This is a genomic window from Micromonospora thermarum (assembly GCF_012034245.1).
GTDB classification, from domain to species: Bacteria; Actinomycetota; Actinomycetes; order Mycobacteriales; family Micromonosporaceae; genus Micromonospora; species Micromonospora thermarum.
The window spans coordinates 22,638-44,605 of sequence record NZ_JAATEO010000031.1; the positions used below are offsets into that span (position 1 = coordinate 22,638).

The 21,968-nt window shown below is 71.9% G+C and carries 26 protein-coding genes, 2 tRNA genes and 1 other RNA gene; 10 read left to right on the top strand and 19 right to left on the bottom strand.

The genetic code is table 11. The features are described from left to right. The first annotated feature begins 62 nt into the window (after positions 1-62). Positions 63-725 carry an HNH endonuclease family protein gene (locus HCJ94_RS23855; RefSeq protein ID WP_309227404.1) on the top strand — a complete coding sequence of 221 codons (663 nt, stop codon included), beginning with the start codon at positions 63-65 and terminating at the stop codon, positions 723-725. Next, positions 707-1,135, top strand: a complete 429-nt coding sequence (locus HCJ94_RS23860; RefSeq protein ID WP_168003281.1) for a hypothetical protein — start codon at positions 707-709, stop codon at positions 1,133-1,135. Before HCJ94_RS23855 ends, HCJ94_RS23860 begins: the two co-directional genes overlap by 19 nt. A gap of 63 nt (positions 1,136-1,198) precedes the next feature. Here HCJ94_RS23860 and HCJ94_RS23865 read toward each other — a convergent pair whose 3' ends face one another. The 9 genes from HCJ94_RS23865 to ffs form a co-directional block, all read right to left on the bottom strand. Beyond that, positions 1,199-2,302 carry an ABC transporter ATP-binding protein gene (locus HCJ94_RS23865; RefSeq protein ID WP_168003282.1) on the bottom strand — a complete coding sequence of 368 codons (1,104 nt, stop codon included), beginning with the start codon at positions 2,300-2,302 and terminating at the stop codon, positions 1,199-1,201. Then, a complete protein-coding gene (locus HCJ94_RS23870) occupies positions 2,295-3,413 on the bottom strand; it encodes an ABC transporter ATP-binding protein (RefSeq protein ID WP_168003283.1) in 1,119 nt (372 codons plus the stop codon). Before HCJ94_RS23870 ends, HCJ94_RS23865 begins: the two co-directional genes overlap by 8 nt. A gap of 7 nt (positions 3,414-3,420) precedes the next feature. Continuing rightward, positions 3,421-4,383 carry an ABC transporter permease gene (locus HCJ94_RS23875; protein WP_168003284.1) on the bottom strand — a complete coding sequence of 321 codons (963 nt, stop codon included), beginning with the start codon at positions 4,381-4,383 and terminating at the stop codon, positions 3,421-3,423. After that, positions 4,380-5,384 (bottom strand): ABC transporter permease, encoded by a 1,005-nt coding sequence (locus HCJ94_RS23880; RefSeq protein ID WP_168003285.1) that lies wholly within the window; start codon positions 5,382-5,384, stop codon positions 4,380-4,382. The genes HCJ94_RS23875 and HCJ94_RS23880 overlap by 4 nt, the downstream gene beginning before the upstream one ends. A gap of 77 nt (positions 5,385-5,461) precedes the next feature. Further along, a complete protein-coding gene (locus HCJ94_RS23885) occupies positions 5,462-7,126 on the bottom strand; it encodes an ABC transporter substrate-binding protein (protein WP_168003286.1) in 1,665 nt (554 codons plus the stop codon). 265 nt (positions 7,127-7,391) lie between these two features. After that, positions 7,392-7,985, bottom strand: a complete 594-nt coding sequence (gene recR, locus HCJ94_RS23890) for a recombination mediator RecR (protein ID WP_168003287.1) — start codon at positions 7,983-7,985, stop codon at positions 7,392-7,394. 7 nt (positions 7,986-7,992) lie between these two features. Beyond that, positions 7,993-8,301, bottom strand: a complete 309-nt coding sequence (locus HCJ94_RS23895) for a YbaB/EbfC family nucleoid-associated protein (protein ID WP_240944469.1) — start codon at positions 8,299-8,301, stop codon at positions 7,993-7,995. A 291-nt stretch (positions 8,302-8,592) separates the two neighbouring features. Further along, entirely contained in the window at positions 8,593-11,289 is a 2,697-nt protein-coding gene (locus tag HCJ94_RS23900; RefSeq protein ID WP_168003289.1) for a DNA polymerase III subunit gamma and tau, read from the bottom strand. A gap of 96 nt (positions 11,290-11,385) precedes the next feature. Continuing rightward, positions 11,386-11,476: signal recognition particle sRNA small type (ffs, locus tag HCJ94_RS23905), an RNA gene on the bottom strand. Between the two features lie 81 nt (positions 11,477-11,557). Between ffs and HCJ94_RS23910 the strand changes: the two genes are divergently transcribed. The 3 genes from HCJ94_RS23910 to HCJ94_RS23920 all read left to right on the top strand — a co-directional run bounded on the left by HCJ94_RS23910 (position 11,558) and on the right by HCJ94_RS23920 (position 13,011). Beyond that, a tRNA-Ser gene (locus HCJ94_RS23910) sits at positions 11,558-11,642 on the top strand. A gap of 221 nt (positions 11,643-11,863) precedes the next feature. After that, positions 11,864-12,478 (top strand): hypothetical protein, encoded by a 615-nt coding sequence (locus HCJ94_RS23915; protein ID WP_168003290.1) that lies wholly within the window; start codon positions 11,864-11,866, stop codon positions 12,476-12,478. 32 nt (positions 12,479-12,510) lie between these two features. Further along, positions 12,511-13,011, top strand: a complete 501-nt coding sequence (locus HCJ94_RS23920) for a thioredoxin domain-containing protein (RefSeq protein WP_168003291.1) — start codon at positions 12,511-12,513, stop codon at positions 13,009-13,011. A gap of 23 nt (positions 13,012-13,034) precedes the next feature. Here HCJ94_RS23920 and HCJ94_RS23925 read toward each other — a convergent pair whose 3' ends face one another. Beyond that, positions 13,035-13,508, bottom strand: a complete 474-nt coding sequence (locus HCJ94_RS23925) for a DUF3152 domain-containing protein (RefSeq protein ID WP_373684441.1) — start codon at positions 13,506-13,508, stop codon at positions 13,035-13,037. 185 nt (positions 13,509-13,693) lie between these two features. Between HCJ94_RS23925 and HCJ94_RS30485 the strand changes: the two genes are divergently transcribed. After that, positions 13,694-13,891 carry a hypothetical protein gene (locus HCJ94_RS30485; protein WP_240944465.1) on the top strand — a complete coding sequence of 66 codons (198 nt, stop codon included), beginning with the start codon at positions 13,694-13,696 and terminating at the stop codon, positions 13,889-13,891. A 91-nt stretch (positions 13,892-13,982) separates the two neighbouring features. Here the strand turns inward: HCJ94_RS30485 and HCJ94_RS23935 are convergent, their stop codons facing one another. From HCJ94_RS23935 to HCJ94_RS23955, 5 genes are all read right to left on the bottom strand, one after another. Next, positions 13,983-14,354, bottom strand: a complete 372-nt coding sequence (locus HCJ94_RS23935; protein WP_168003292.1) for a hypothetical protein — start codon at positions 14,352-14,354, stop codon at positions 13,983-13,985. 117 nt (positions 14,355-14,471) lie between these two features. Further along, the gene (locus HCJ94_RS23940) at positions 14,472-14,915 is read right to left on the bottom strand and encodes a roadblock/LC7 domain-containing protein (protein ID WP_309227405.1); all 444 of its coding nucleotides are present in this window, start codon (positions 14,913-14,915) and stop codon (positions 14,472-14,474) included. Between the two features lie 83 nt (positions 14,916-14,998). Then, positions 14,999-15,853 carry a hypothetical protein gene (locus tag HCJ94_RS23945; protein WP_168003293.1) on the bottom strand — a complete coding sequence of 285 codons (855 nt, stop codon included), beginning with the start codon at positions 15,851-15,853 and terminating at the stop codon, positions 14,999-15,001. A gap of 212 nt (positions 15,854-16,065) precedes the next feature. After that, positions 16,066-16,545 carry a hypothetical protein gene (locus HCJ94_RS23950; protein WP_168003294.1) on the bottom strand — a complete coding sequence of 160 codons (480 nt, stop codon included), beginning with the start codon at positions 16,543-16,545 and terminating at the stop codon, positions 16,066-16,068. Between the two features lie 527 nt (positions 16,546-17,072). Further along, positions 17,073-17,159, bottom strand: a tRNA-Ser gene (locus tag HCJ94_RS23955). Positions 17,160-17,234: 75 nt separating this feature from the next. On the opposite strand from HCJ94_RS23955, the gene deoD reads away from it, so the two are divergent. The 3 genes from deoD (at position 17,235) to HCJ94_RS23970 (ending at position 19,156) form a co-directional block, all read left to right on the top strand. Beyond that, positions 17,235-17,942: a purine-nucleoside phosphorylase gene (gene deoD / locus HCJ94_RS23960; protein ID WP_168003295.1), complete on the top strand. Its 708-nt coding sequence runs from the start codon at positions 17,235-17,237 to the stop codon at positions 17,940-17,942. Positions 17,943-18,065: 123 nt separating this feature from the next. After that, entirely contained in the window at positions 18,066-18,704 is a 639-nt protein-coding gene (locus HCJ94_RS23965) for a TetR family transcriptional regulator C-terminal domain-containing protein (protein WP_168003296.1), read from the top strand. Beyond that, positions 18,701-19,156: an acyl-CoA thioesterase gene (locus tag HCJ94_RS23970; RefSeq protein ID WP_168003297.1), complete on the top strand. Its 456-nt coding sequence runs from the start codon at positions 18,701-18,703 to the stop codon at positions 19,154-19,156. The genes HCJ94_RS23965 and HCJ94_RS23970 overlap by 4 nt, the downstream gene beginning before the upstream one ends. A 54-nt stretch (positions 19,157-19,210) precedes the next feature. On the opposite strand, the gene HCJ94_RS23975 is transcribed toward HCJ94_RS23970, so the two are convergent. From HCJ94_RS23975 to HCJ94_RS23990, 4 genes are all read right to left on the bottom strand, one after another. After that, complete coding sequence (locus HCJ94_RS23975) at positions 19,211-19,645, bottom strand: nucleoside deaminase (RefSeq protein ID WP_168003320.1); 435 nt, start codon at positions 19,643-19,645, stop codon at positions 19,211-19,213. A 199-nt stretch (positions 19,646-19,844) separates the two neighbouring features. Next, a complete protein-coding gene (locus HCJ94_RS23980; RefSeq protein WP_168003298.1) occupies positions 19,845-20,369 on the bottom strand; it encodes a tRNA adenosine deaminase-associated protein in 525 nt (174 codons plus the stop codon). Between the two features lie 122 nt (positions 20,370-20,491). Further along, positions 20,492-20,659: a hypothetical protein gene (locus HCJ94_RS23985; protein ID WP_168003299.1), complete on the bottom strand. Its 168-nt coding sequence runs from the start codon at positions 20,657-20,659 to the stop codon at positions 20,492-20,494. A gap of 79 nt (positions 20,660-20,738) precedes the next feature. Next, positions 20,739-21,104: a hypothetical protein gene (locus tag HCJ94_RS23990; RefSeq protein WP_168003300.1), complete on the bottom strand. Its 366-nt coding sequence runs from the start codon at positions 21,102-21,104 to the stop codon at positions 20,739-20,741. A 62-nt stretch (positions 21,105-21,166) separates the two neighbouring features. Here HCJ94_RS23990 and HCJ94_RS23995 point away from each other — a divergent pair, with 62 nt between their 5' ends. Next, positions 21,167-21,907 (top strand): M23 family metallopeptidase, encoded by a 741-nt coding sequence (locus HCJ94_RS23995; RefSeq protein WP_168003301.1) that lies wholly within the window; start codon positions 21,167-21,169, stop codon positions 21,905-21,907. Positions 21,908-21,968 lie beyond the last annotated feature (61 nt).

Below are 21,968 nucleotides of genomic sequence, written 5' to 3' on the forward strand. Positions count from 1 at the left end.
CGAAACGCCGAAACCTTCCCCGGGTACTGTGCGGGATCGCCGGGAGCCCCCAAGCTGGAGAGGTGTCGTCTGTGCGTACCAGATCAGGACCGCGCGCCGCCGCGGCGCTCGCGGCGGCGCTGGCGCTCGGCGTGACCGGCTGCGTCCCGGTCGCGGAGCCCGACACGCCGCCGACCAGCGACGGCGGGACCGCGGTGCAGAAGCTGGCCGAACTGACGGTGGCCGGCGCCGGCTCGATGCGGGGCTACAGCCGCGACCACTTCCCGCACTGGCGGGAGACCGGCAAGAACTGTGACGTCCGGGACACCGTGCTCAAGCGCGACGGTGAGGACATCAAGCTCTCCGGCTGCAACGTCGTCGCCGGGCGCTGGGAGAGCGCGTACGACGGCCGCGTCCTCACCGATCCGTCCGACGTGGACGTCGACCACATGGTGCCGCTCGCCAACGCCTGGCGCTCCGGCGCCGACGAGTGGACCGACGCGAAGCGGGGCGACTTCGCCAACGACACGGAACTGCCGCAGCTCATCGCGGTTTCGCGCACCTCCAACCGGGCAAAGGGTGATCAGGACCCGTCCCAGTGGAAGCCGGCGAACCGGTCGTACTGGTGCCGCTACGCGGAGAGCTGGGTCGTGGTCAAGCACCACTGGCGGCTCACGGTGACCAGCGCCGAGAAGGCCGCCCTGGCCGAGATGTTGGAGGGCTGCACATGGGCGAGCAAGCCGTGACCGGGGCCGGAGCGACCCCGGCCACCGCCGGCATGACGGCGGACGGCAGCGCCGGCACCGCGGTGCCCGGGGCCGGCATGAGCGCGGACACCACCGGCGCTCCGGGCGAAGGCACGCCGGGCGCCGGGATGAGCGCCGACGCCGGCAGTCCGGCCGCCGGGCCGCAGTCCCGGACGGCCGACATCGTCCCCGGCCCGGGCGGGGTGATGACGGACGAGGTCGGCGTGGTCACCGGCGACCTGACGCTCCGCACGGAGTACGCCGACGGCCAGGTCACCGTCCGGGTGCAGTATCGGGAGGCCGACGAGTGGTATGCGGTGACCGGCGGGCGGGCCGCCCTGGCCGACCCGGCCGGGCTGGACGCCGTGCACACGATCGCGGTCGCCCTGCTGCACCGTCCCGAAGGCTGACACAGGTGTTAAGAAGGGCCCCTTCCTATACGCCAGGCGTTAAGAAGGGGCCCTTCCTTTCACTCAGACGTACGAGCCGGGTTCGCTCGGCGCGGAAACGGCGTGCGGGTCCTCGCCCTCGTCGAGCGGGCGGGTGATCTGCACCTCGACCTTGTGCGGGCGGAGTTCCCCGCTGGCGATCTGCTCGGCCCAGTGGCAGGCCACCCGGCTGCCACCGATCTCGCGCAGCGCCGGCCGCTCGTCGGCGCAGCGGGTCGGCTGCGCCCACGGGCAGCGGGTGTGGAACCGGCAGCCCGCCGGCGGGTTGGCCGGCGAGGGCAGGTCACCGGCGAGCAGGATCCGCTCCCGGCGGTCCTCGACGTCCGGGTCCGGCACCGGCACCGCCGACATGAGCGCCCGCGTGTACGGGTGCAGCGGCTCGCTGTAGAGCCGGTCGCTCGGCGCCTCCTCGACCAGCGCCCCCAGGTACATCACGCCGACGGTGTCGGAGATGTGCCGGACGACGGCCAGGTCGTGGGCGATCACCAGGTAGGTCAGGCCGAGGCTCTCCTGGAGTTCGTCGAGGAGGTTGACCACCTGGGCCTGGATCGACACGTCGAGCGCGGAGACCGGCTCGTCGGCGACGATCAGGTCGGGGCCGAGCACCAGCGCCCGGGCGATGCCGATGCGCTGCCGCTGGCCGCCGGAGAACTCGTGCGGGTAGCGGGAGAGCGCCCAGCGGGGCAGGCCCACCTTGTCGAGCGTCTCGCCGATGATCTTCCGCCGCTCGTCCCGGTTGCCGCCGATCCCGTGGGTCTGGAGGCCCTCGGTGAGGATCGACTCGACGTTCTGCCGGGGGTCCAGGCTGGACATCGGATCCTGGAAGATCATCTGCATGCGCCGGCGCATCGACCGCAGCCGGCCCGCCGGCAGCGTCGTCAGCTCGACGCCGTCGAAGACCACCTCGCCGTCGGTGGGCGGGGTCAGTTGGAGCAGCGCCCGGCCGAGCGTGGACTTGCCGCATCCGGACTCGCCCACCAGGCCGTACGTCTTCCCGCGCGGGATCCGAAGGTCGACCCCGTCGACCGCCTTGACGTGGCCGACCGTCCGGTCGAAGAGCACGCCCCGCTTGATCGGGAAGTGCACCTTCAGGTCGCGTACCTCGACGAGGATCTCGTTCTCAGTCACGTGCGTCCTCCTCGCGCGGGGCGGGACCGAGGCCGGGCACCGCGGGCGGGTCGTTCGGGACGGCCTGCGCCGGCACCGAGCCGGGCGTGGCATCGGTGGGCACCGCGCCGCGGATCTCCTCGGCCGGCGTCATCCCGGGCAGCGGCGCCGGGTTCACGCACCGGTAGCTGCGGCCGTCGTGGGCGAGCACCAGCGCCGGCGGCTCGCCGACGCAGGCGTCGACGCGCCGGGAGCAGCGCGGGGCGAACGCGCAGCCGTCCGGCCAGGGCAGCACGTCGCGCACCGAGCCGGGGATCGGGGTCAGGCGCTCGCCGCGCCCCGCATCCAGGCGGGGCACCGAGCCGAGCAGACCCACGGTGTACGGGTGCCGTGGCTCCCGGAACAGCGGACGCCGACGCGCCGTCTCCACCACCCGGCCCGCGTAGAGCACGTTGATGGTGTCGCACATGCCGGCCACCACGCCCAGGTCATGCGTGATCATCACGAGAGCGGTGCCCGAGTCCCGCACCAACTCCTTGAGCAGCTCCAGGATCTGCGCCTGGATGGTGACGTCCAGGGCGGTGGTCGGCTCGTCCGCGATCAGCAGCCGGGGCCGGCACGCCACCGCCATGGCGATCAGGGCGCGCTGCCGCATACCGCCGGAGAGCTGGTGCGGGTACTCCTTCAGGCGGCGCGTCGGGTCCGGGATGCCGACCCGGTCCAGCAGCGCGGCCGCCTCCTTCTCCGCCGCCGCGCCCTTCATCCCGCGGTGCCGGGCCAGCACCTCGGTCACCTGCAGCCCGATCGGGATGACCGGGTTCAGCGACGAGAGCGGGTCCTGGAAGATCATCGCGACGTCGCGACCGCGGATATCCCGGCGGGAGCGGTCGTCGAGCTGGAGCAGGTCGGTGCCGTCGAAGACGGCCTTGCCGCCGACGCGGGTGCCGGGCTGCTTGGGGAGCAGGCCCATGATCGCCAGCGAGGTGACGCTCTTGCCGCAGCCGGACTCGCCGACCAGGCCGACGACCTCACCGGCGTCGACGGAGAACGAGACCCCGTCGACCGCGTGCACGGTCCGCTGACCGCGCCGGGCGAAGGTGACGGAGAGGTCGTCCACATCGAGCAGTGCCATGGCAGACCTACTTCCGCAGCTTCGGGTCGAGGGCCTCGCGCATCGCCTCACCGAGCAGGGTGAAGCCGAGCGCGGTGATGATGATGGCGACCGCCGGGTAGATGGCCAGGCCGGGGCGGATGCCGAGGTACTGCTGCGCGTCGGCGAGCATCACGCCCCACTCGGGCACGGCCGTGTCGGGGTTGCCGAGGCCGAGGAACGAGAGCGCGGCGGCCTCGATGATCGCGGTGGCCAGGGTGAGCGTGGCCTGCACGATCACCGGGGCGAGCGAGTTCGGCACCACGTGACTCAGCGCGATCTTCGGCTTCTTGACGCCGAGCGAGGTGGCGGCGAGGACGTAGTCGCTGTTGGCCTGGGAGATCATCGAGCCGCGCAGCAGCCGGGCGAAGACCGGCACCGACACCACGCCGACCGCGATCATCACCGTGGTCAGGCTGGCCCCGAGCAGGGCGGCGATGCTCACCGCGAGCAGCAGGCTGGGCAGGGCGAGCATCATGTCGATGACGCGCATGAGGGCGTTGTCGATCGCCCGGCCCCACCGGCCGCCGAGGCCGGCGGCGGCACCGGCGACGCCGCCGATCACCGCGCCGACGGCCAGACCGATCAACGTGGAGACCACGCCGACCAGCAGCGTCTGCCGGGCACCGACGATCAACCGGCTGAACTCGTCCCGGCCCTGGTGGTCGTAGCCGAGCCAGTGGTCGCCGTCGGCACCGGGAATGGTGCCGGGCCGGATCAGACCCTCCCGGATGCCGATCGTGTCGGTCGGGCTGTACGGGACCAGGAACGGCCCGATCAGCGCGACCAGGACGAAGATCGCCAGGATGACGGCGCCGATGATGGCGGCGGGGTTGCGACGCAGCCGCCGGAACGCCTCCTTCCAGAGGCTGACACCGCGCTCGTCGTCCCGGCCGGCCAGTTCGGCGAGCCGGTCCAGCTTTTCCTTCTTCTTGCCGGCGGTGATCGTCATCGGACCCTCACCCTCGGGTCGATCAGGCTGTAGGAGAGGTCGACCAGGAGGTTCACCAGCACGTACACCACCGCGATGATCAGGATGAAGCCCATCAGCACCGGGTAGTCGCGCTGGTTGATCGCGTCGTAGATGAACGCCCCGATGCCGGTGAACGCGAAGACGGTCTCGGTCAGCACCGCGCCGGAGAGCAGGCCACCGGTGAGCAGGCCGATCGAGGTGACCACCGGGAGCAGCGAGTTGCGCAGCACGTGGCGGCGCCGGACGGTGCGCTCGGTCAGGCCCTTGGCCTCGGCGGTGCGGACGAAGTCCTCGTTGAGCACCTCCAGCACGCTGGCCCGGGTGATCCGGACGATGATCGCGAGCGGGATGCTGGCCAGCGCGAGGCCCGGCAACACGAGGTGCCAGATGGCGTCGGCGGCCGCGTCCCACTCCCGGGTCATGATCCCGTCGAGGACGAAGAAGTTGGTGATCCGGGTGGCGTCGATGGTCGGGTCCTGCCGGCCGCTGGACGGGAACCAGCCGAGGTTCTCCGAGAAGATCGCCTTCAACACGTACGCGAGGAAGAAGACCGGGATGCAGATCCCGATCAGCGACCCGCCGACCGACAGGTGGTCCAGCAGCCGGCCACGGCGACGGGCGGCCAGGTAGCCCAGCGGGATGCCGACCCCGATCGCGATCACCAGCGCCGTGACGGTCAGCTCGACGGTGCCGGGGAAGCGCTCCAGGAACTCGCTGACCACCGAGCGCTTGGTCGAGGTCGAGGTGCCGAGGTCGAGCCGGATCAACCGCCGGACGAACCGGCCGTACTGCACCAGGATCGGCTCGTCGAGACCCATGCTGCGACGGATCGCGGCGCGCATCTCGGGCGTGCCGCGCTCGCCGAGGATGGCGGTCTCGGGACCGCCGGGTAGGCGGCGGAGCCAGATGAAGAGCAGGAGGGAGAGCCCGAAGAGCGTCGGTATCAGCTGCAGCAGGCGCCTGACGATGAACCGGAACACGGTGGCCTCGAAATGGGTGGGGAGGGGCGCGGGCGGACGCTGTCGAAACAGCGCCCGCCCGCGGTCCTTGCGTCAGATCAGGACTTGAACTCGGCGGTGGCGTACCGCTCGTCGGTGAGCGGGCTGGCCTTGATGCCGGTCACGTCCTTGCCGAACACGATCGCCGGCGGGGAGTGCGACACCGGGACACCCGGCAGGAAGTCCATGATGGCCTTGTTCAGGGCCTTGTACTTCTCCACCCGGGCCGCCTGGTCGGCGGTGCTGTCGGCGTCCTTGAACTGCTCGAAGAGGGCGGGGTTGTTGTAGCCCCACTCGTCCTTCTGCCGGTCGAAGAAGGTGCCGATGAAGTTGTAGCCGTCGCCGTAGTCGCCGGTCCACCCGAGGAAGTGCAGGTCGTGCTTGTTGCCGGAGGTGGTGGCGTTCAGGTAGTCCGGGCTCCACTTCAGCGGGATCGGCTGAATCTTGATGCCGGCCGCCTGGAGGTCCGCCGAGAGCAGCTCGAACAGGTCCTTCGGGTTCGGCATGTACGGCCGGGTGACCTCGGTCGGGTAGTGGAACCGCAGGGTCAGACCCTCGGCGCCAGCCTCCTTGAGGAGCTGCTTGGCCTTGTTGACGTCGTACTCGTACTTGGTGACGTCGCCGTTCCAGCCCTCGACGGTGTCCGGCATGAAGTTGACCGCGACCTTGGCGCCCGGGGGCAGCTTCGAGTCGACCAGGGCCTGGCGGTTGAGCGCGTGCGCGATCGCCTGCCGGACCTTCAGGTCCTTCAGCTTCGGGTTCCCGTTCTGGTTGATCGCCAGGTAGAGGATGTTGAACGCCGGACGGGTCAGGACGTTGAAGCCCTCGCCCTTCAGCGGCTCGACGTCGGCCGGGCCGACCAGGTCGTAGCCCTGGATGTCACCCGAGCGCAGCGCCTGCTTGCGGGCGTTCTCGTCCGAGATGGTCTTGAAGATGAGGGTCTTCAGCTTGGCCTTCTGGCCCCAGTAGTCGTCGTTGCGCTCGATGGTGAGCGTCTTGTTGGCGACGTCCCAGGACTTGAACTTGAACGGGCCGGTGCCGGTCGGGTGCTCCGTCGCGTACGCCGGGTACTTGATGTCCTCGGCGGTGCCACCGACGTTGCTGGCGTCGTACTGCTCCAGCGCCTTCGGGCTGTGGATGGAGAACGACGGCAGCATCAGGGCGGCCGGGATCTTGCTGGAGACCCGGGTGAAGCTCAGGTCGACCGTGGTGGCGTCCTTGGCGGTGCAGGACTTGAAGAGGCTCGGCGGGAGCGTCTCGTCCTCGTTCTTGGCGAAGCCGCCCATGATGTCCTGCCAGTACGCGGTCACGTCCGGGCTCTGCATGAGGCCCTTGGCGTTGTACCAGCGGTTGAAGTTGACGCAGACGGCCTCGGCGTTGAAGTCGGTGCCGTCGTGGAACTTCACGCCCGAGCGGAGCTTGAAGGTCCACGTGGTGCCGGTGGCGTCCGGGGTCCAGGACTCGGCCAGGCCGGGGGTGACCTTGGTGCCACCCTCCTCCGGACGGACCAGCGTCTCGAAGACCTGACGTGCCACACGGAGCGACTCACCGTCGCTGGCGAAGCTCGGGTCGAGCACCTTCGGGTCTCCGGCTACGCCGAAGACGAGGGTGTCCTTCTTGCTACCGCCGGAAGAATCGTCGCGGTCGCTCTCGGCGCAGCCGGCTACCGCGAGGGCCGCGACCGCGACAGCCGCGATAGCGGCCTTCGGCCTGGATGCACGCATCGTGCTTCACCTCGTCCTTGGGGGTACGGACAACGCGGTGACCGGGGCCACCGATGGGCGGAACCTTAGCTCCCGGGCCGACGCTGCGGAAACCGCCCGATGGACGGTTGGTATCGGATCGTGTCTTTGCCGCGACATGGCCGACGAATCGTAGGCGCAGAGGCGCTTTCACCTAACGATCCGTCCACACGATGCCAAACTGTTACGTCGATCTGACCCTTCCGACCTCTCAGTGTCAGACCCGTCGGGCCTGCTCAGAGACGCCTCAGACCGCCCGGCGCCCCTCGAAGGCACGGCCCAGCGTGATCTCGTCGGCGTACTCCAGGTCGCCACCGACCGGCAGACCGCTGGCCAGCCGGGTCACGGAGATCCCCATCGGCTTGACCATCAGCGCCAGGTACGTGGCGGTCGCCTCGCCCTCGGTGTTCGGGTCGGTGGCCAGGATCAGCTCCTTCACCACGCCGCTGCCCAGCCGGGTCATCAGCTCCCGGATGCGCAGGTTGTCGGGACCGATCCCCTCCAGCGGATTGATCGCGCCGCCGAGCACGTGGTAGCGGCCACGGAACTCGCCGGTCCGCTCGATGGCCACCACGTCCTTCGGCTCCTCGACCACGCAGAGCACCTCGTCGGTGCGGCGCGGGTCGCGGCAGATCCGGCACTGCTCGGACTCGGCCACGTTGTAACAACTGGTGCAGAAGCGCACCAGCTCCTTGACCTTGCGCAGCGCACCGGCCAGCCGGTTCACGTCGGCCGGGTCCGCGGACAGGACGTGGAAGGCGATCCGCTGGGCGCTCTTCGGGCCCACACCCGGCAGCCGGCCCAGCTCGTCGATCAGGTCCTGGATGGCGCCCTCGTACATCGGCGGCTCAGAAACCGGGCAGGCCGAGGCCGCCCATCCCGCCCGCGACCGGGCCCATCTTCTTCTCGGTCAGCTCCCGGGCCGCCTCCGCCGCGTTGTGCACGGCCGCGACCACCAGGTCCTCCAGGGTCTCCACGTCCTCCGGGTCGACCACCTTCGGGTCGATCTTGATGGACTTGAGCTCCCCGGTGCCGGCGACGGTCGCGGTGACCAGGCCGCCGCCCGCGGTGCCGGTCAGCTCCGCCTCGGCGAGCTCGGCCTGCGCCTTGGCGATCTGCTGCTGCATCTTCTGCGCCTGCTTCAGCATCTGCTGCATGTTCGGCTGTCCACCTGGGCGCACGGATGGCTCCTTCTCGCACTCGTCTGCTCGGCCGCCGCCCAGCCTAGTCGCTGTGACCGACTCCTCCCGCGCCCCGCGTCCCGGCACGCGTCGCCCGGGGTGCGGCGGACTTCCTCCGCGCGGTCGAGCCGCGGCCGGGGACTGTCACCGTCGTCCGGCACTCGGTGATGCAAGGGCGGTTTGAGATCCACTCGGCTTCATTGAAGTCGGGTGTGCGCGTCCACCAGACAGCCCGACCTCAGGCAAGTCGAGTCGATCATCCCCGGGCTAGCGGGCGTCGACCTCGTTGATCTTCTCGGCGCCGAACGCTTCGCGGAGCAGCCGTACCGCCTGCTCCTCGCTGGACTGGCGGGCGGTCCGCTCGTCGATCACCTCGTCCAACGGCTCGTCACCGGGGTCGAACCCCTCGTACACCGGCGCGGCCGGCGGGGTGCCGCCACCGCGCACCGGACCGTCGAAGTCCGGGTCGTACGGCGGCTCCCCGGCCCAGTCCGGGTCGGCTGTCTTCCGCGCCACCGGGGTGGGACGCGGCCCCTTGCCGGCCCCGGCCGCCGCCGCGCGGGCGGCCGCGATCGCGCTGCTCACCGGCGCGCCGCCGGCCGGGGGCGTCGCCGGCCCGGCCGGCTTGGGTACGGCGGCCGACGGGGCCGGAACCGGCGGCCCGGAGTGCGGACCCGTGTCCTGTGGGGCGGAGCCGACGTCCGACGGCGCGGCCGGCTCGGGGTCAGCCGAGGCTCCGGCGCCGCCCGGGCGCGCCGCCTGCGGCCAGTCCTCCACCGCGTCGGCGGGCGCGGCGACCGACGAGGGAGAGGCACCACCGGGTCGGGCCGGTTCGGGCCAGTCCTCGTCCTCGCCGTCGGAGATTCCGGCCCCACTCCCGCCGGCCGCCGGCCGGCTGTCCGGGCGGGTCGGCGCGGGCGTCGGTGACGGGCTCGGGGCGGCCGGGGTGGCGGCAGCCGGTCGGGCCGGGGCGGCCGGTCGGGAGGGGCCGCCGAGGGACACCCCGCCGCGCTCACCGGCCACCTCGCAGCGGATCTGCCAGCGCCCGCCCAGCTCCTCGTAGAGCGCGTCGGTGAGTACCGCGGCGTGGTCGGACATCATCCGGGCCAGCACCGACGACTTCACCGTCAGCACGAGGGTGTCGCCGTCGAGGTCGCGAACGACCGCGTCCCGCATCAGGGCCGCGATCCGCTTGTTGGCGCGGTTGACCTTGCCGACGACCTCGGGCCACACCCGGCGCACCGCGACCGCGTCCAGGGCACCCGGGGTGGGTGCGCCGGGGCGGGGCGGGGCGGGGGTCGCCGGGTCGGGCATCACGGCGGACGGCGGAACACGGCGGGTCGGGCTCGCCGGGTCACCGGCACCGGCACGACTCCGGGCAGCGGCGCCGGCGTCAGCCGTTCTCGACCCGGCGGTGCCGGCCTGCGCGGCCTCGGCATCCGGACCGGAGTGCCCGCGGGCCGGGGCGTCGTGGGCGGGGGACGACTCCACAGGGGCACCCGCCCCGGGTGCGGCGGTCGCCCCGGAGGCACCGAGCTGAACGGTCCCGCCGGCACCGACACCGGCACTGGCATTGGCGCCGGCACCCGGCTGGGCGGTCACCCCGGCACGGGCACCGGCATTCGCGGCGGCGGCACGGGCGGCGGCCACCCCGGACGGGGCGCCGGGAGCCGCCGGCGGGCCGGCGGGGTCGGTCGTGATCGCGGCGGCAGCCGCGGGCGAGGCGGGAGCCGCCGGGCGTACCCCTTCGGGGTCGGGGACGGGCGCGGAGCCGGCGGCGGCCGGCGGCGCGTCGGTGCCGCTGAGGGTGAGCCGGCGCTCCATGCGCTCCAGGCGCTGGAGGAGCCCGCCGGTCGTGTCGTCGGCGCCGGGCAGCAGCATGCGGGCGCAGATCAGCTCCAGCAGCAGGCGGGGAGCGGTGGTGCCACGCATCTCGACCAGGCCGTTGTGCACGATGTCGGCGCACCGGGACAGGGTGCCCGGGCCGAGCCGCTGGGCCTGGGCGGTCATCCGGTCGATCTGGTCGTCCGGGCCGTCGATGAGGCCCTTGGCCACGGCGTCCGGGACCTGCTGGAGGACGATCAGGTCACGCAGCCGCTCCAGCAGGTCGGAGGCGAACCGGCGCGGGTCGTGGCCGGCCTCGGCCACCCGGTCGACGGTGGCGTACGCGGCCGCACCGTCCCCGGCGGCGAGCGCGTCACACATCTCGTCGATCAACGCGGAGTCGGTGACGCCGAGCAGCGCGGCGGCCCGGGCGTAGGTGACGCCCCCGGGGCCGGCACCGGCGATGAGCTGGTCGAGCACGGAGAGGCTGTCCCGGGCGCTGCCCCCGCCGGCCCGCACCACCAGAGGGAAGACCGCCGGCTCCACCTGGACGCCCTCGGCCTGGGTGAGCTGCTCCAGGTACGGCCGGAGGACCTTCGGCGGGATCAGCCGGAACGGGTAGTGGTGGGTCCGCGACTTGATCGTGCCGAGGACCTTCTCCGGCTCGGTGGTGGCGAAGATGAACTTGACGTACTCCGGCGGCTCCTCGACCAGCTTGAGCAGGGCGTTGAAGCCGGCTGACGAGACCATGTGCGCCTCGTCGATGACGTAGATCTTGAAGCGGCTCTGGGCCGGCGCGAAGAACGCCTTCTCGCGCAGCTCGCGGGCGTCGTCGACGCCGCCGTGGCTGGCCGCGTCGATCTCGATGACATCGATCGAGCCGGCGCCGTCGGTGGCGAGCGCCCGGCACGAGTCGCAGGTGCCGCACGGCTCGGGGGTGGGACCGTGCTCACAGTTGAGCGAGCGGGCCAGGATGCGGGCGCTGGAGGTCTTGCCACAGCCGCGCGGGCCGGAGAAGAGGTACGCGTGGTTGAGCCGCCCACTGCGCAGCGCCTGCGACAGCGGCTCGGTGACGTGCTCCTGCCCGATGACCTCGGCGAAGGTACGCGGCCGGTACTTGCGGTAGAGCGCCAGCGCCACGGCGTCCCGCCTCCTCTCGACCGAGCCATTCTGCGCCGGTCCGGCGTGGGTGACCACCCACCACCCCGGTGGGACCGTACCGGGACCCGGAGACAGAAAGGCCCCCCGTGCACCCGTCAGAGCCCGCTTATCCTTGCTGCCTTCCGGCCCTGGGGAGGTTCACGAGATGCACGCCGCACGGGGGGTACGGCAAGCTTACCCGACCCGTGGCCGATCGTCCGGGGGTGGTGGGGTGGGCGATCCCGGGGAGACCTGTATCCTGTTCGGCGGAGGATTCGCCTAGAGGCCTAGGGCGCACGCTTGGAAAGCGTGTTGGGTTAACACCCTCACGAGTTCGAATCTCGTATCCTCCGCACCCTGATCGACGGGCCGGCTCCGGTGGAGCCGGCCCGTCGTCGTACGCGGGCAAGATCGTGCCGGGGACCGGCCGAGGCAGGGTCACGGGTCAGCGAGCCGGGGGACGTCACGGCGATACTGACCGGGTGGGAAACGTCCGTGGCGAGGCTCCGGCAGCCGGTCCGCCCGATCCGGACTCCGTCGTACACATGTTCCATCCACAGGCTGTGGACGCCGGATGAGTTACGAGCTCAGCGCGGTCCTCGCGGACGTCGAGCTGCTCCGCGAGGTGACCCGAGAGCTGGATCACGCCGTCCTCGGCGGGCTGCGCCAGGACTTCGCGCTGCTGCCGGTGACCCCACAACTGGTGGCGGAGCTGACCGGCGCACCGCCGGACTACGCGGCCGGCGAACCCGACCCGGAGCACCCGTTCACGCTGGTGCTCTCCCCCGCGCTGATCGAGGTGCTGGCCCGCTGGTCCCGGGGCGGGCCGGTGGCGTACGTCGAGGCGGAGTTCGCCGGCGGCCTCGGGCACCAGGCGGCGGTGGTGTGGCTCGGCGGCGAGCGGTCCTGGGGACCGCGCTTCGACGCGGTGTTCGACGGGCCGCGCGGTCAGTGGCCGATCAACGCCGCCCTCGTCGAGCTGGGCGTGGAGCCCGGCGTGTGGATCGACCCGTTCGCCGAGGTGGGGTTGCACGTCGAACGGGACACCGCCGGCTGGCTGGCGCACGGGCGACGCGGGCTGACCGTCGACTACTGGGACGAGCTGGCCGAGGAGTGGGAAGAGGAGCAATCCGGCATCGACCAGCAACCAGACGGCCCCCGTTCCGTTGGGGACTGGGGGATTCCATGAAATTGCGACAATTCGGCTTCATTGCCGCACTGATGACCGCTGCCTCGATCGCGGGCAGCGGTCCTGCTTCACCGGACCGGATCGGCGTGGGCGAACCGGCCGGCGCGGTCACCGTGGTCGATCTCGACGGACTGGCCGACGCCGACGTCGACTTCGGCGACACCGAGGACGAACTCACCCGGCGAGGCATACTCCGGACGGACGTCGACGCCTGCGGCCCGACCCTGGCCGGGCATGAGGCGGTCAGCCCGATCTTCGTGGAGGACCGGCTGGTGCTGCTCTGGGTCGGCGACCCGGTACGCACGCCCGAGGGGGTCGCCGCCGGCACGCCGCTCACCGAGGTCCGGGAGCGCTACCCGGAGGCGCGACACCTCGACGCTCCACAGGGGACGTACCGGTTCGACGGCCTGCTCGCCCGCGACGGCGACCGGGCGTACCTCTTCCTGCACGACGGGCAGACGGTCCGCAAGGTCATCGCCGGGTACGCCGACTGGGCCCAGCGCGCCTTCGACGAGGGCCACAGCCCCTGTTGACCGACCGTCATCGGCCGAACCGGTCATCCGACGACGAAGCGCCCGACACCTCGCCGACCGGCGGGCTCCCGTTCATGCGGGCCGGCCTCGCTCAGCGGGCGGGATGGCGTCGTCGTAGGCCCCCGGAGGACCGGTGTAGCGCTCGCCGTCGACGTACGGCATCGCGTTGGCCGTGCAGCCGTGCAGGCCCAGCGTCTGCTGTTGCATGACGGGGCCGGCCGGCCGCGCCCGGGGCACAGCTCGTGTCCGTGGCCGAGGCGGTGCCCGACCTCGTGGTTGACCATGTAGCGGCGGTAGGCGGCGAGGCCGGCCCCGTAGCCGGGCACCCCCTTCACCCAGCGGGCCACGTTGAGCACCACCCGGTTGCCCTTTCGGCAGGAGGGGTAGCCGTCTGCCAGGTCCTGGCACAGCTCGTCACGGGTGCCGGGGTCGCCAGGTAGATGGTGAAGTCGGCGGGTGGTGGACAGCCGGATCCGGTACGGCAGCGAGGAGCGGATCTTCTACTTCGTCCAGGTCGACCTGCCCGGACAGCCCCGGGTGACGATCGGGTTGGTCGCCGGCCGTCGCGCCGGCGACGGGACGCTGACCTCGGACTACCTGGCCAACGACGTGGAGGGCAGCGACCGCCGGCCCGGATTTCCACGCGATCGGCTACGACCAGGGTGTCCCGACGAGCCCGCCGGTGCCCACCTTCGGGTACTTCGTCGGGCCGGCGAAGCGGATCGTCGGCACCGTCGACGGCCGCCAGGCCACCGCCCGGCTGGCGCAGTGGAGCAGAGACCCACAGGTGGTGATCTTCTGGTTCGACCCGCAGCAGCTGGCGCCGGGAACCCCACTGGACGGCATCGTCGCCCACGACGCGCGCGGCCGGAGGCTCTGACCGGCGGAACGGTCGTCCGGACGGCACGGATTCGGAAACGAGACGCCCGGCCGATCCCTGAGGATCATGCCGGGCATCCCGCCGTTCCCGGTCAGACGTGAAGATCCTCTTCGATGCGCCGGAGCTGGTGACGGGCCATGGCGAGGTTCGCCCGCCCCTTGTCGAGTGCCAGGTAGAGGAACAGGCCCTGACTGTTGCGCCCGCTCAGCGGGCGGATCAGGTGGTACTGCTTGTGGAGGGTGATCAGGATGTCCTCGATGGTGTCGTTCAGCTTGAGCATCTCCAGCGTGCGCATCTTGGCGCGCACCACCTCGGTGTTGCCCGCGGCGGCAACGGTCAGGTCGAGGGACTTGCTCGAGCCCAACGTGCCCAGGGCCATGCCGCTGGTGTAGTCGACGACCGCGGCGCCGACGGCACCGTCGATCTGCATCGCTTCCTTCAATGCGGTGTCCATGTCTGCCATGGAGATCCTCCGGTTGTTCTGATGGGTGGGGGCGGGCCTGTCGGAGACTCCGCCAGGGGACGCGGTACGGCCGCGTGAGGTTTCGCATCACCTCCCGTTGTCGGCGGGCCCGCCGGCCTACGACCGCGCGGCGGAGGCGAGCAGGGCCGTCACCCGCTCCGCCACCGGCCGAGCCTCGTAGTGCAGACGCCCCAGGTTGAGGTCCGACCCCGCCACGACGGTCAGCAGCGCGTTCTGGCCGACGGCGAACACGGCCACGTACCCGTGCGTGGTGCGGGTGACGTTCTCCAGGAAGTCGCCGTTGCTCACGGCTCGGGCGATCTGCCGGCCGAGCCCCAACTGCGCTGCGGACATCGCGGCAACCGTGTCCACCTCCAGCCCGGTCGAATCGTGTGCCACCAGCAGCCCGTCAACGGTTGCCACCACCAGGCCCTTCACGTCCGGCAGCCGATCTCTCAACGCGCGGATCTCGCTGAGTACGTCGTCAGTGGCATCCGGCCGGACGTCCACGTCGGGTAATGCGGCTACCGGCCGCTCGTCCGTGCTGTGTCTCGCGGCCACCGGCCGCCTCCTTCCCGGGCGGATTCTTCGAAGTAGCCGCACCACGTACGCCTCCGTGGCCACGCGCGGCTGGTCGGTGCTCACTACAACGCCGCCAGACCGTCGCGAATGCGCAGCAACACGCTCACCGGGCAGACGTCAGGCGACGGTCCCGCCCCGTCCGACCAGCGCACCGGTGACGCCGTGCGGCGCGCCAAGGGGCGGTCGTCGGCCGAGAGCGGTACAGGTCCGGCGTCGACCCCGGCAACGACGGCGAGTGGTGCCGGCTCGGCCCCGGCCGGAGCGGGGTGGGCGGGCGGCTCAAGCGCCTGCTCGTCCGCGTCCTCTCCGGTACCGATCCCGTCATCGGGCGCCGTCGCGTCGGCCGACGAGTGGTCTCCCGCGCCGATCCACCGTCCGGCGGCGCCCCTGCCGCCGGGCCGACCCGGCCCCACCAGGCCTGCCCGGGCCATCCTGCGGACCTCGAGCAGGGTGGCGAACGTGTCGCGCCCCAGGGAACGGGCCAGATCAATCGGGGTACGACGGCGATCAGCGTGCGCCACGATCTCCCATTGCAGCGCGTTGAGACCGACGTGGTGCCCCGACAGCGACCGCACCGGCACCACGGCGTGCGTGTCCATCCGTGAATCCGGCCAGGCGTCGTCGAGCGCACGGCGTCGGCGATCCACCTCCGCGCACGCGTCCCTCAGATCCACCCGCACCACCGGGCCGATCGCCGGCGTCTCGCCCATGTCGAGGCGTATCGCGCTGTCCAGACAGAGCAGGAACAGGGCCGCGCCGTGGAGGGCCGAGAGGACCGTCGCTTCCAGCTCGACCGGGGTCAGCAGGCCACCCTGCACCAGCCTCTCGCCGACGCGATGGCTCGCCCGGCCGGCCGCGACGGCCTCGCGCCAGGAGGCGACGGGCAACCGCCCGGACGCTGTCAGCAGCCGGTCCACGCCGCACGCCGACGGGCACTCCGCGTACGTGATCCACCCGTCTGCCACGTAGAGGGTTCCACCCGGCGGGGCAAGCACACGGATGGCCCCGGTCACCCCCATGGCGCACCAGGTCTCCAAGGTGTCGCGCAGGTGGCGGGACGGCTGCGACACAACGGGAGTGCTCAACTCGGCGAACCTCTCGGGTGAGCAACACAGCAAAGACGTGGCGATCAGCCAGCGACGAGTTCCGCGGCGGTCGAACGCAGATGGCGCTGGGCCATCGCGAGGTTGCCGAGCGCCCGGTCCAGCCAGACGTAGAGCGCCATTCGGGCATGCGGGCGGCCGCCGACGAAGTGGATCAGGTGGTAACCGTTCTCCGCGGAGACCACGATGTCGTCGACGTGGTTCACCTGACCGGTGCTCACGAAGGCGGCGGTACTCAAGGCCGAGTGCGCCACGTTCGAGACGCCCGCGGCGGTCACATGATGGTCCTCGCTCGGCGTCCGCCCGGCGGCGCCGACGCTGAGCCCGCTGGTGAAGTCCACCAGGTTGGCACCGAGGGCGCCGCGGATTGCCATAATCTGCCGGAGGCAACCCTCAGTGTCGAACACCATCGTTCTCCCGCAGATGCATTCGTCTATCCGGTGCCGTTCTCGGCACCAGCCTGCCGTGCGATGACCTGAGCCCTTTTGCCACAGCGGATGGTACATCATTCGGTGTATCCGGGTCACCACCCGGCGTGATCCTCTGCTGCGGACGCAGTGTTTGGCGAACATTTTCGGCGGCGCTCGGTACCGCTCCCCCGCACCGGCCATCGGGCTCATTAAGTGTTACGTGCGCGATCAGTCCTGCCGGCCATACATAATCGAGTAGTCAGCCCGCCAGATCGAGTAGCGGGCCAGCCTATTTGAGTAATCGCCCCCGCCTGATCGAGTAGGTCGAGCTATTCCCCGTCAGCCAGACCTGGCGATCCGGTCGACCGGCCGCCAAACGCCGCCACGAAACATTTCGGCTCAACATTTCAAAATCGCACGCCCGGAACCGGTACGACGAGGAAAAGCGGCTGCTCACCCTGGCATAACCGGCTGTGCGGGGCGCCAGGGGCGGGTCGAACTCCGCCAGGCTGCTGCGGGACAGCCGCGGACAGGCCGATCCGGTCTTCGAGCAGCGGCGGGACCAGAAGCGGAACGCCCGGTCGATCCCTACGGATCGACCGGGCGTCCTCGCATTTCACGAGCGGTGGCGGCGGGATTTGAACCCGCGGAGGGCTTGCACCCTCACACGCTTTCGAGGCGTGCTCCTTAGGCCACTCGGACACACCACCGCCGAGTAGGGTACAGGACCGCGGGATCGGACGCCGAACCGGTATGCCGCTGGGCGGCCTGGCAGGATCCTTGCCATGAGTACGCACATCGGCGCGAAGCCGGGAGAGATCGCCGAGCGGGTCCTGATGCCGGGTGACCCGCTGCGGGCCAAGTGGATCGCGGAGACCTACCTCGAGGGCGCCCAGTGCTACTCGACCGTCCGCGGGATGCTCGGCTTCACCGGCCGCTGGAACGGCGTCGACGTCTCCGTCCAGGGCTCGGGCATGGGCATGCCGTCCGCCTCGATCTACGCTCACGAGCTGGTCAACGAGTACGGCGTGAAGTCGCTGATCCGGGTCGGCTCGTGCGGCGCCCTCACCGAGGACCTCCGGCTGCGCGACGTGGTGGCCGCGATCGGGTCGTCCACCGACTCGAACATGAACCGGATGCGCTTCGACGGGCTGATCGACTACGCGCCGGTCGCCGACTTCGGGCTGCTGCGCACTTCGGTCGAGGTGGCCGAGCGGCGCGGCATCACCATGCGGGTCGGGCCGATCCTGGCGGCGGACGCCTTCTACACCGACCGGCCGGACCTCTACGACACCCTCGCCGACTACGGCGTCCTGGCGGTGGAGATGGAGTCCGCGGCGCTCTACACGATCGCGGCCCGGTTCAAGGCCCGCGCGCTCACGATCCTGACCGTGAGCGACCACATCCGCACCGGCGAGAAGACCACGTCGCAGGAGCGGGAGCAGACGTTCAGCCAGATGGTGGAGATCGCGCTCGACACGATCATCGCCTGATCGAGGCCCGGTACCACCGCCCCGCCGCCCGTCCGGGTGGCGGGGCGGTGTGCGTCAGGAGGGTGAGCGCGATCACGACCGAAAACAATACGACCGGTCGTGCTAATTGAGTACGCTGCCCCCATGACCGTCGACGGACGCCTCGCCCGGGGTGAACGAACCCGCACGGCCGCGCTGGACGCGGCCGTGGTGCTGGCCACCGAGGCCGGCCTGCACGGGCTCAGCCTGGCGCAGCTCGCCGACACGCTGAGCGTGAGCAAGTCCGGGCTCTTCGCGCACTGGCGATCCAAGGAGGCGCTCCAGCTGGCCGCGATCGACCGGGCGGTGGAGCAGTGGCGGGAGCGGATCGTCGAGCCGGCGCTGCGCGCCCCGCGCGGCGTACGCCGGCTCCGGGCGCTGCACGAGGCCAGGATCGACTTCTACGCGGCGCGGGTACTCCCCGGCGGTTGCTTCTTCGCCAACACCCAGTTCGAGTTCAACGCCCGCCCCGGCCCGGTGCGGGACCGCCTGGCCGAGGCGTACGCCCGGTGGACGGCCTTCCTCGAACAGCTCGTCCAGCAGGCGGTCGACGCCGGCGAGCTCGCCGCCGATCTGGACGTCGCCCAGCTGGCGTACGAGATCGACGCGCTCGGGATGAGTGCCGCGATGCAGTCCCGGCTGCTGGATCCGGACGCCGCCTACCGGCACGCCCGCCAGGGCCTGCTGGACCGCCTCCGGGCGCTCTGCCCGGACCCGACCCTGCTATCGGAAGGCCTCACATGAGCCACGCCCTCGCCGACCCGCCCGCGGTCGACTTCGGTCACGTCGAGCACGTCACCGTGCACTTCGACGACCTCGACGCCCTCGGGATCCTGCACAACGCCCGGTACGCGGTGCTCCTGGAGCGTGCGCTGACCCCGTACTGGGCCGACCGGGGCGTCGCCTTCCAGGGCGCGAGCAGCGCGCCGGACGTCTTCCACGCGGTCCGCGAGTTCGCGATCACGTTCCGGGCGCCGATCACCGGCACCGGCCCGGTCGCCGTGCACTTCTGGCTCGACCGCTTCGGCACCAGCAGCGCCGAGTACGCGTTCCAGTTCCGCTCGGTCGACGGCACGACCGTGTACGCCGAGGGCCGGCGGGCGATCGTCCGCCTCGACCCGGCCACCATGCGGCCGGCGCCCTGGACCGACGCCGCGCGGGCGGTGGCCGCCACCCTGCTCCGCCCGGAGCGTTAGGAAGGGGCCCTTCCACTACCGCGGGGCGTCGACGAGGGCCGCTTCCTTACCCCCTCAGCGGAAGAAGGCGCGCAGCACTGCGGCGGTCTCGGTCTCGAGAACGCCGCCGTAGACCTCCGGGCGGTGGTTGAGCCGGCGGTCGCGCAGCACGTCCCAGAGTGAGCCGGCCGCGCCGGTCTTCGGCTCCCAGGCCCCGAAGACAACGGTCGAGACCCGGGCCAGCACCAGCGCGCCGGCGCACATCGTGCACGGCTCCAGCGTGACCACCAGGGTGCAGCCGTCGAGCCGCCAGCGGCCCAGCCGCTCGGCCGCCCGGCGCAGCGCCAGCACCTCGGCGTGCGCGGTCGGGTCGCCGGTCAGCTCCCGCTCATTGCGGCCGGTCGCCAGCTCCGCGCCGTCCGGGCCGTAGAGCACGGCCCCCACCGGGATGTCGTCGGCGGTGGCCGCCGTGTCCGGCCCGGTCACGGCGATCTCCAGCGCCCGGCGCATCCAGAGTTCGTACCGCTGCCGGCGGCCGGCGTCGTCCGGGTCGGCCAGTCCCTCGTCCGCCCCGGGGCCGACGCGCGCGGCCCGGCCGGGCGTCGGCTGCCCGGGCCGCACCGTCTCCAGGGCGGGGTCGGTGGCGTCGGCAGGCTCGCCGCCGTGCGGAAGGGGGGCGCCCCCCGCCGCGGGACCGGACCCGCCCGGCTCAGACCTCACGCAGTTCCTCGACCTCGTCGGCGCAGCCGAGCACCGTGCAGATCTCGGCGGTGACGTCGGCCGGCAACATGCCCTCGTGGATGCAGAGCGCGAGCAGCTTCGCCGACGGAATACCCAGGTCGGCGAGGATGTCCGCGTCGCCGACCGGGTCCGCCTCGGGGTCCACGGCCGGCTGCTCGCTCTCCTCGTCGCCGCCGGCCGGGCGGGCCTCCTCGGCCTCGTCCAGACCGGTGACCGAGGCCTTCAGATCGCCGACCAGCAGGGCACCCAGGCGGGACTCCTCCGCGTAGGCCGAGTCGGACCCGAAGACCCGCAGGTCCTCGCCCTCGTCGAGACGCAGGATCACCAGGTACGCGTCCTCGGCCTCGACGAAGAGCAGCGACAGGTCGGCGTCCGGGTCGACGTCGCGCAAGCGTTCGGCGACCTCGTCGATGTCGGTGACCCCGCGCAGGCTCACCTCGGCGGCGGTCCAGCCGCTCTCGTCGCGCACCACCGCCGCAGCGAAATACGACACGGTCCCCCCAAACTGCCTCGGCGCCCCTACAGCCGACCCGTTACGCGTGCACGTTAGCCGGTCGGGTCGGCAGGCGACCGGTCAACGCCCCGAAGGGCCGGCCAATCCTGGGGAAAGTCGGGTCAACCGGCGAGGCGTCGCCGGGTGGCGATGAGCTGCTTCAGTCGCTCGCTGCGGAGACGCTGCGGCCGCTCCCGCTGGCGTACCGCCCGGGCACCCGCCAACTCGGCGAGGAGTTGCAGGCGGCGGCGGCTGCGCTCAGGGTCGAGCCGCGGAGTGGTCCAGGCCATACCGCCGAGAGTGCGGCAGCCTACACGGTCACGTCAAGACGGGCTTCGCTGCGCAGCCGCGCCACGACGGACGGCGACGTCACCAGAGTGGCCAGTCGCCGTTCGTCGCCCACCGGGCCACCACGATCACCGCCGCGATGCTCCACCCGCCGCCGGTGACGATGGCGATCCCGGCGCCCACTCCCCGGTCGCCGTGGCGCACCAGCAGGAGGGCGACCAGCCAGGCGAGGCCACCGGCGACGATCGTCCACCACGCGTACGTCCGGACGCTCGTGCCGAGCAGCCCGAACAGCAGCAGCCAGGCCGCCGCGCCGGCGCCACCGAGGGCGACACCGGCGCCGGAGACCGGGTGCGGCTCCCGGTAGGTGGGCCGCGCCGGGGGCCCGGACGGGAACAGCCCCGACGGGCTACGCGGGCGGAACCCGCCGTAGGGATCGCTCGTCACGGTCGCTCCTCCCCCCACGCACGCCTCTCGTCCTCACCGTACTGGTCTGTCAGGATGGCCGGATGCCCCCGCCGTCGACCGGACACCGCCCGGCGTACCCGGTCCTGCTGCTGCTCGTGTCGGTGCTGGCCGCCGGTTGCGCGACGACCCGGCCGGGGGCGGACGTCGGCAGGCCCACCGCACCGGCCACCGCGGACCAGCCGGCCGCGTCGTCGCCCGCCGGCCCCGCGCCGGCCGCCGCGACCTCCGGGGGCACGTCGGCGGCACCGACCCGCGCCGGGCTCACGCACGTCTTCCCGGTACGCGCCCGCAAGGTCGCCTACCACCCGACCCACTCGGCCTACCCCGGCACGGACATCTTCGCCGACTGCGGGGAGCCGGTCGTGGCGGTCACCGACGGGACGGTCCTGGAGGTCAGCCGGGTGGACCGGTTCGACCCGCGCGGCCCGCTCGGCCCGTGGAACGGCGGGCTGTCGGTCTCCGTGCTCGGTGACGACGGGGTCCGCTACTACGGCTCGCACCTGACCGAGGTCGCCGCCGGGATCGACCGAGGGGTCCGCGTGCGGGCCGGCCAGCAGCTCGGCACGGTGGGCCGCACCGGCAACGCGAACAACGTCTGCCACCTGCACTTCGGCATCTCACCGCCGTGCACGGGGCAGGACGGCTGGTGGATCCGGCGCGGCGTGGTCTGGCCGGCGCCCTATCTGGACGCGTGGCGGCGCGGCGTCGACCGCAGCCCGGCGACCGAGGTGACGGCCTGGCACCGCCGGCACGGCTGCCCGAAGGCGCCGGCGGGCCGCTGACCCGACGGGCGGCGCCCCACACGCCGCCGCTCGTCCCCCGAGGCGCGGCGTGGGCGCGTAG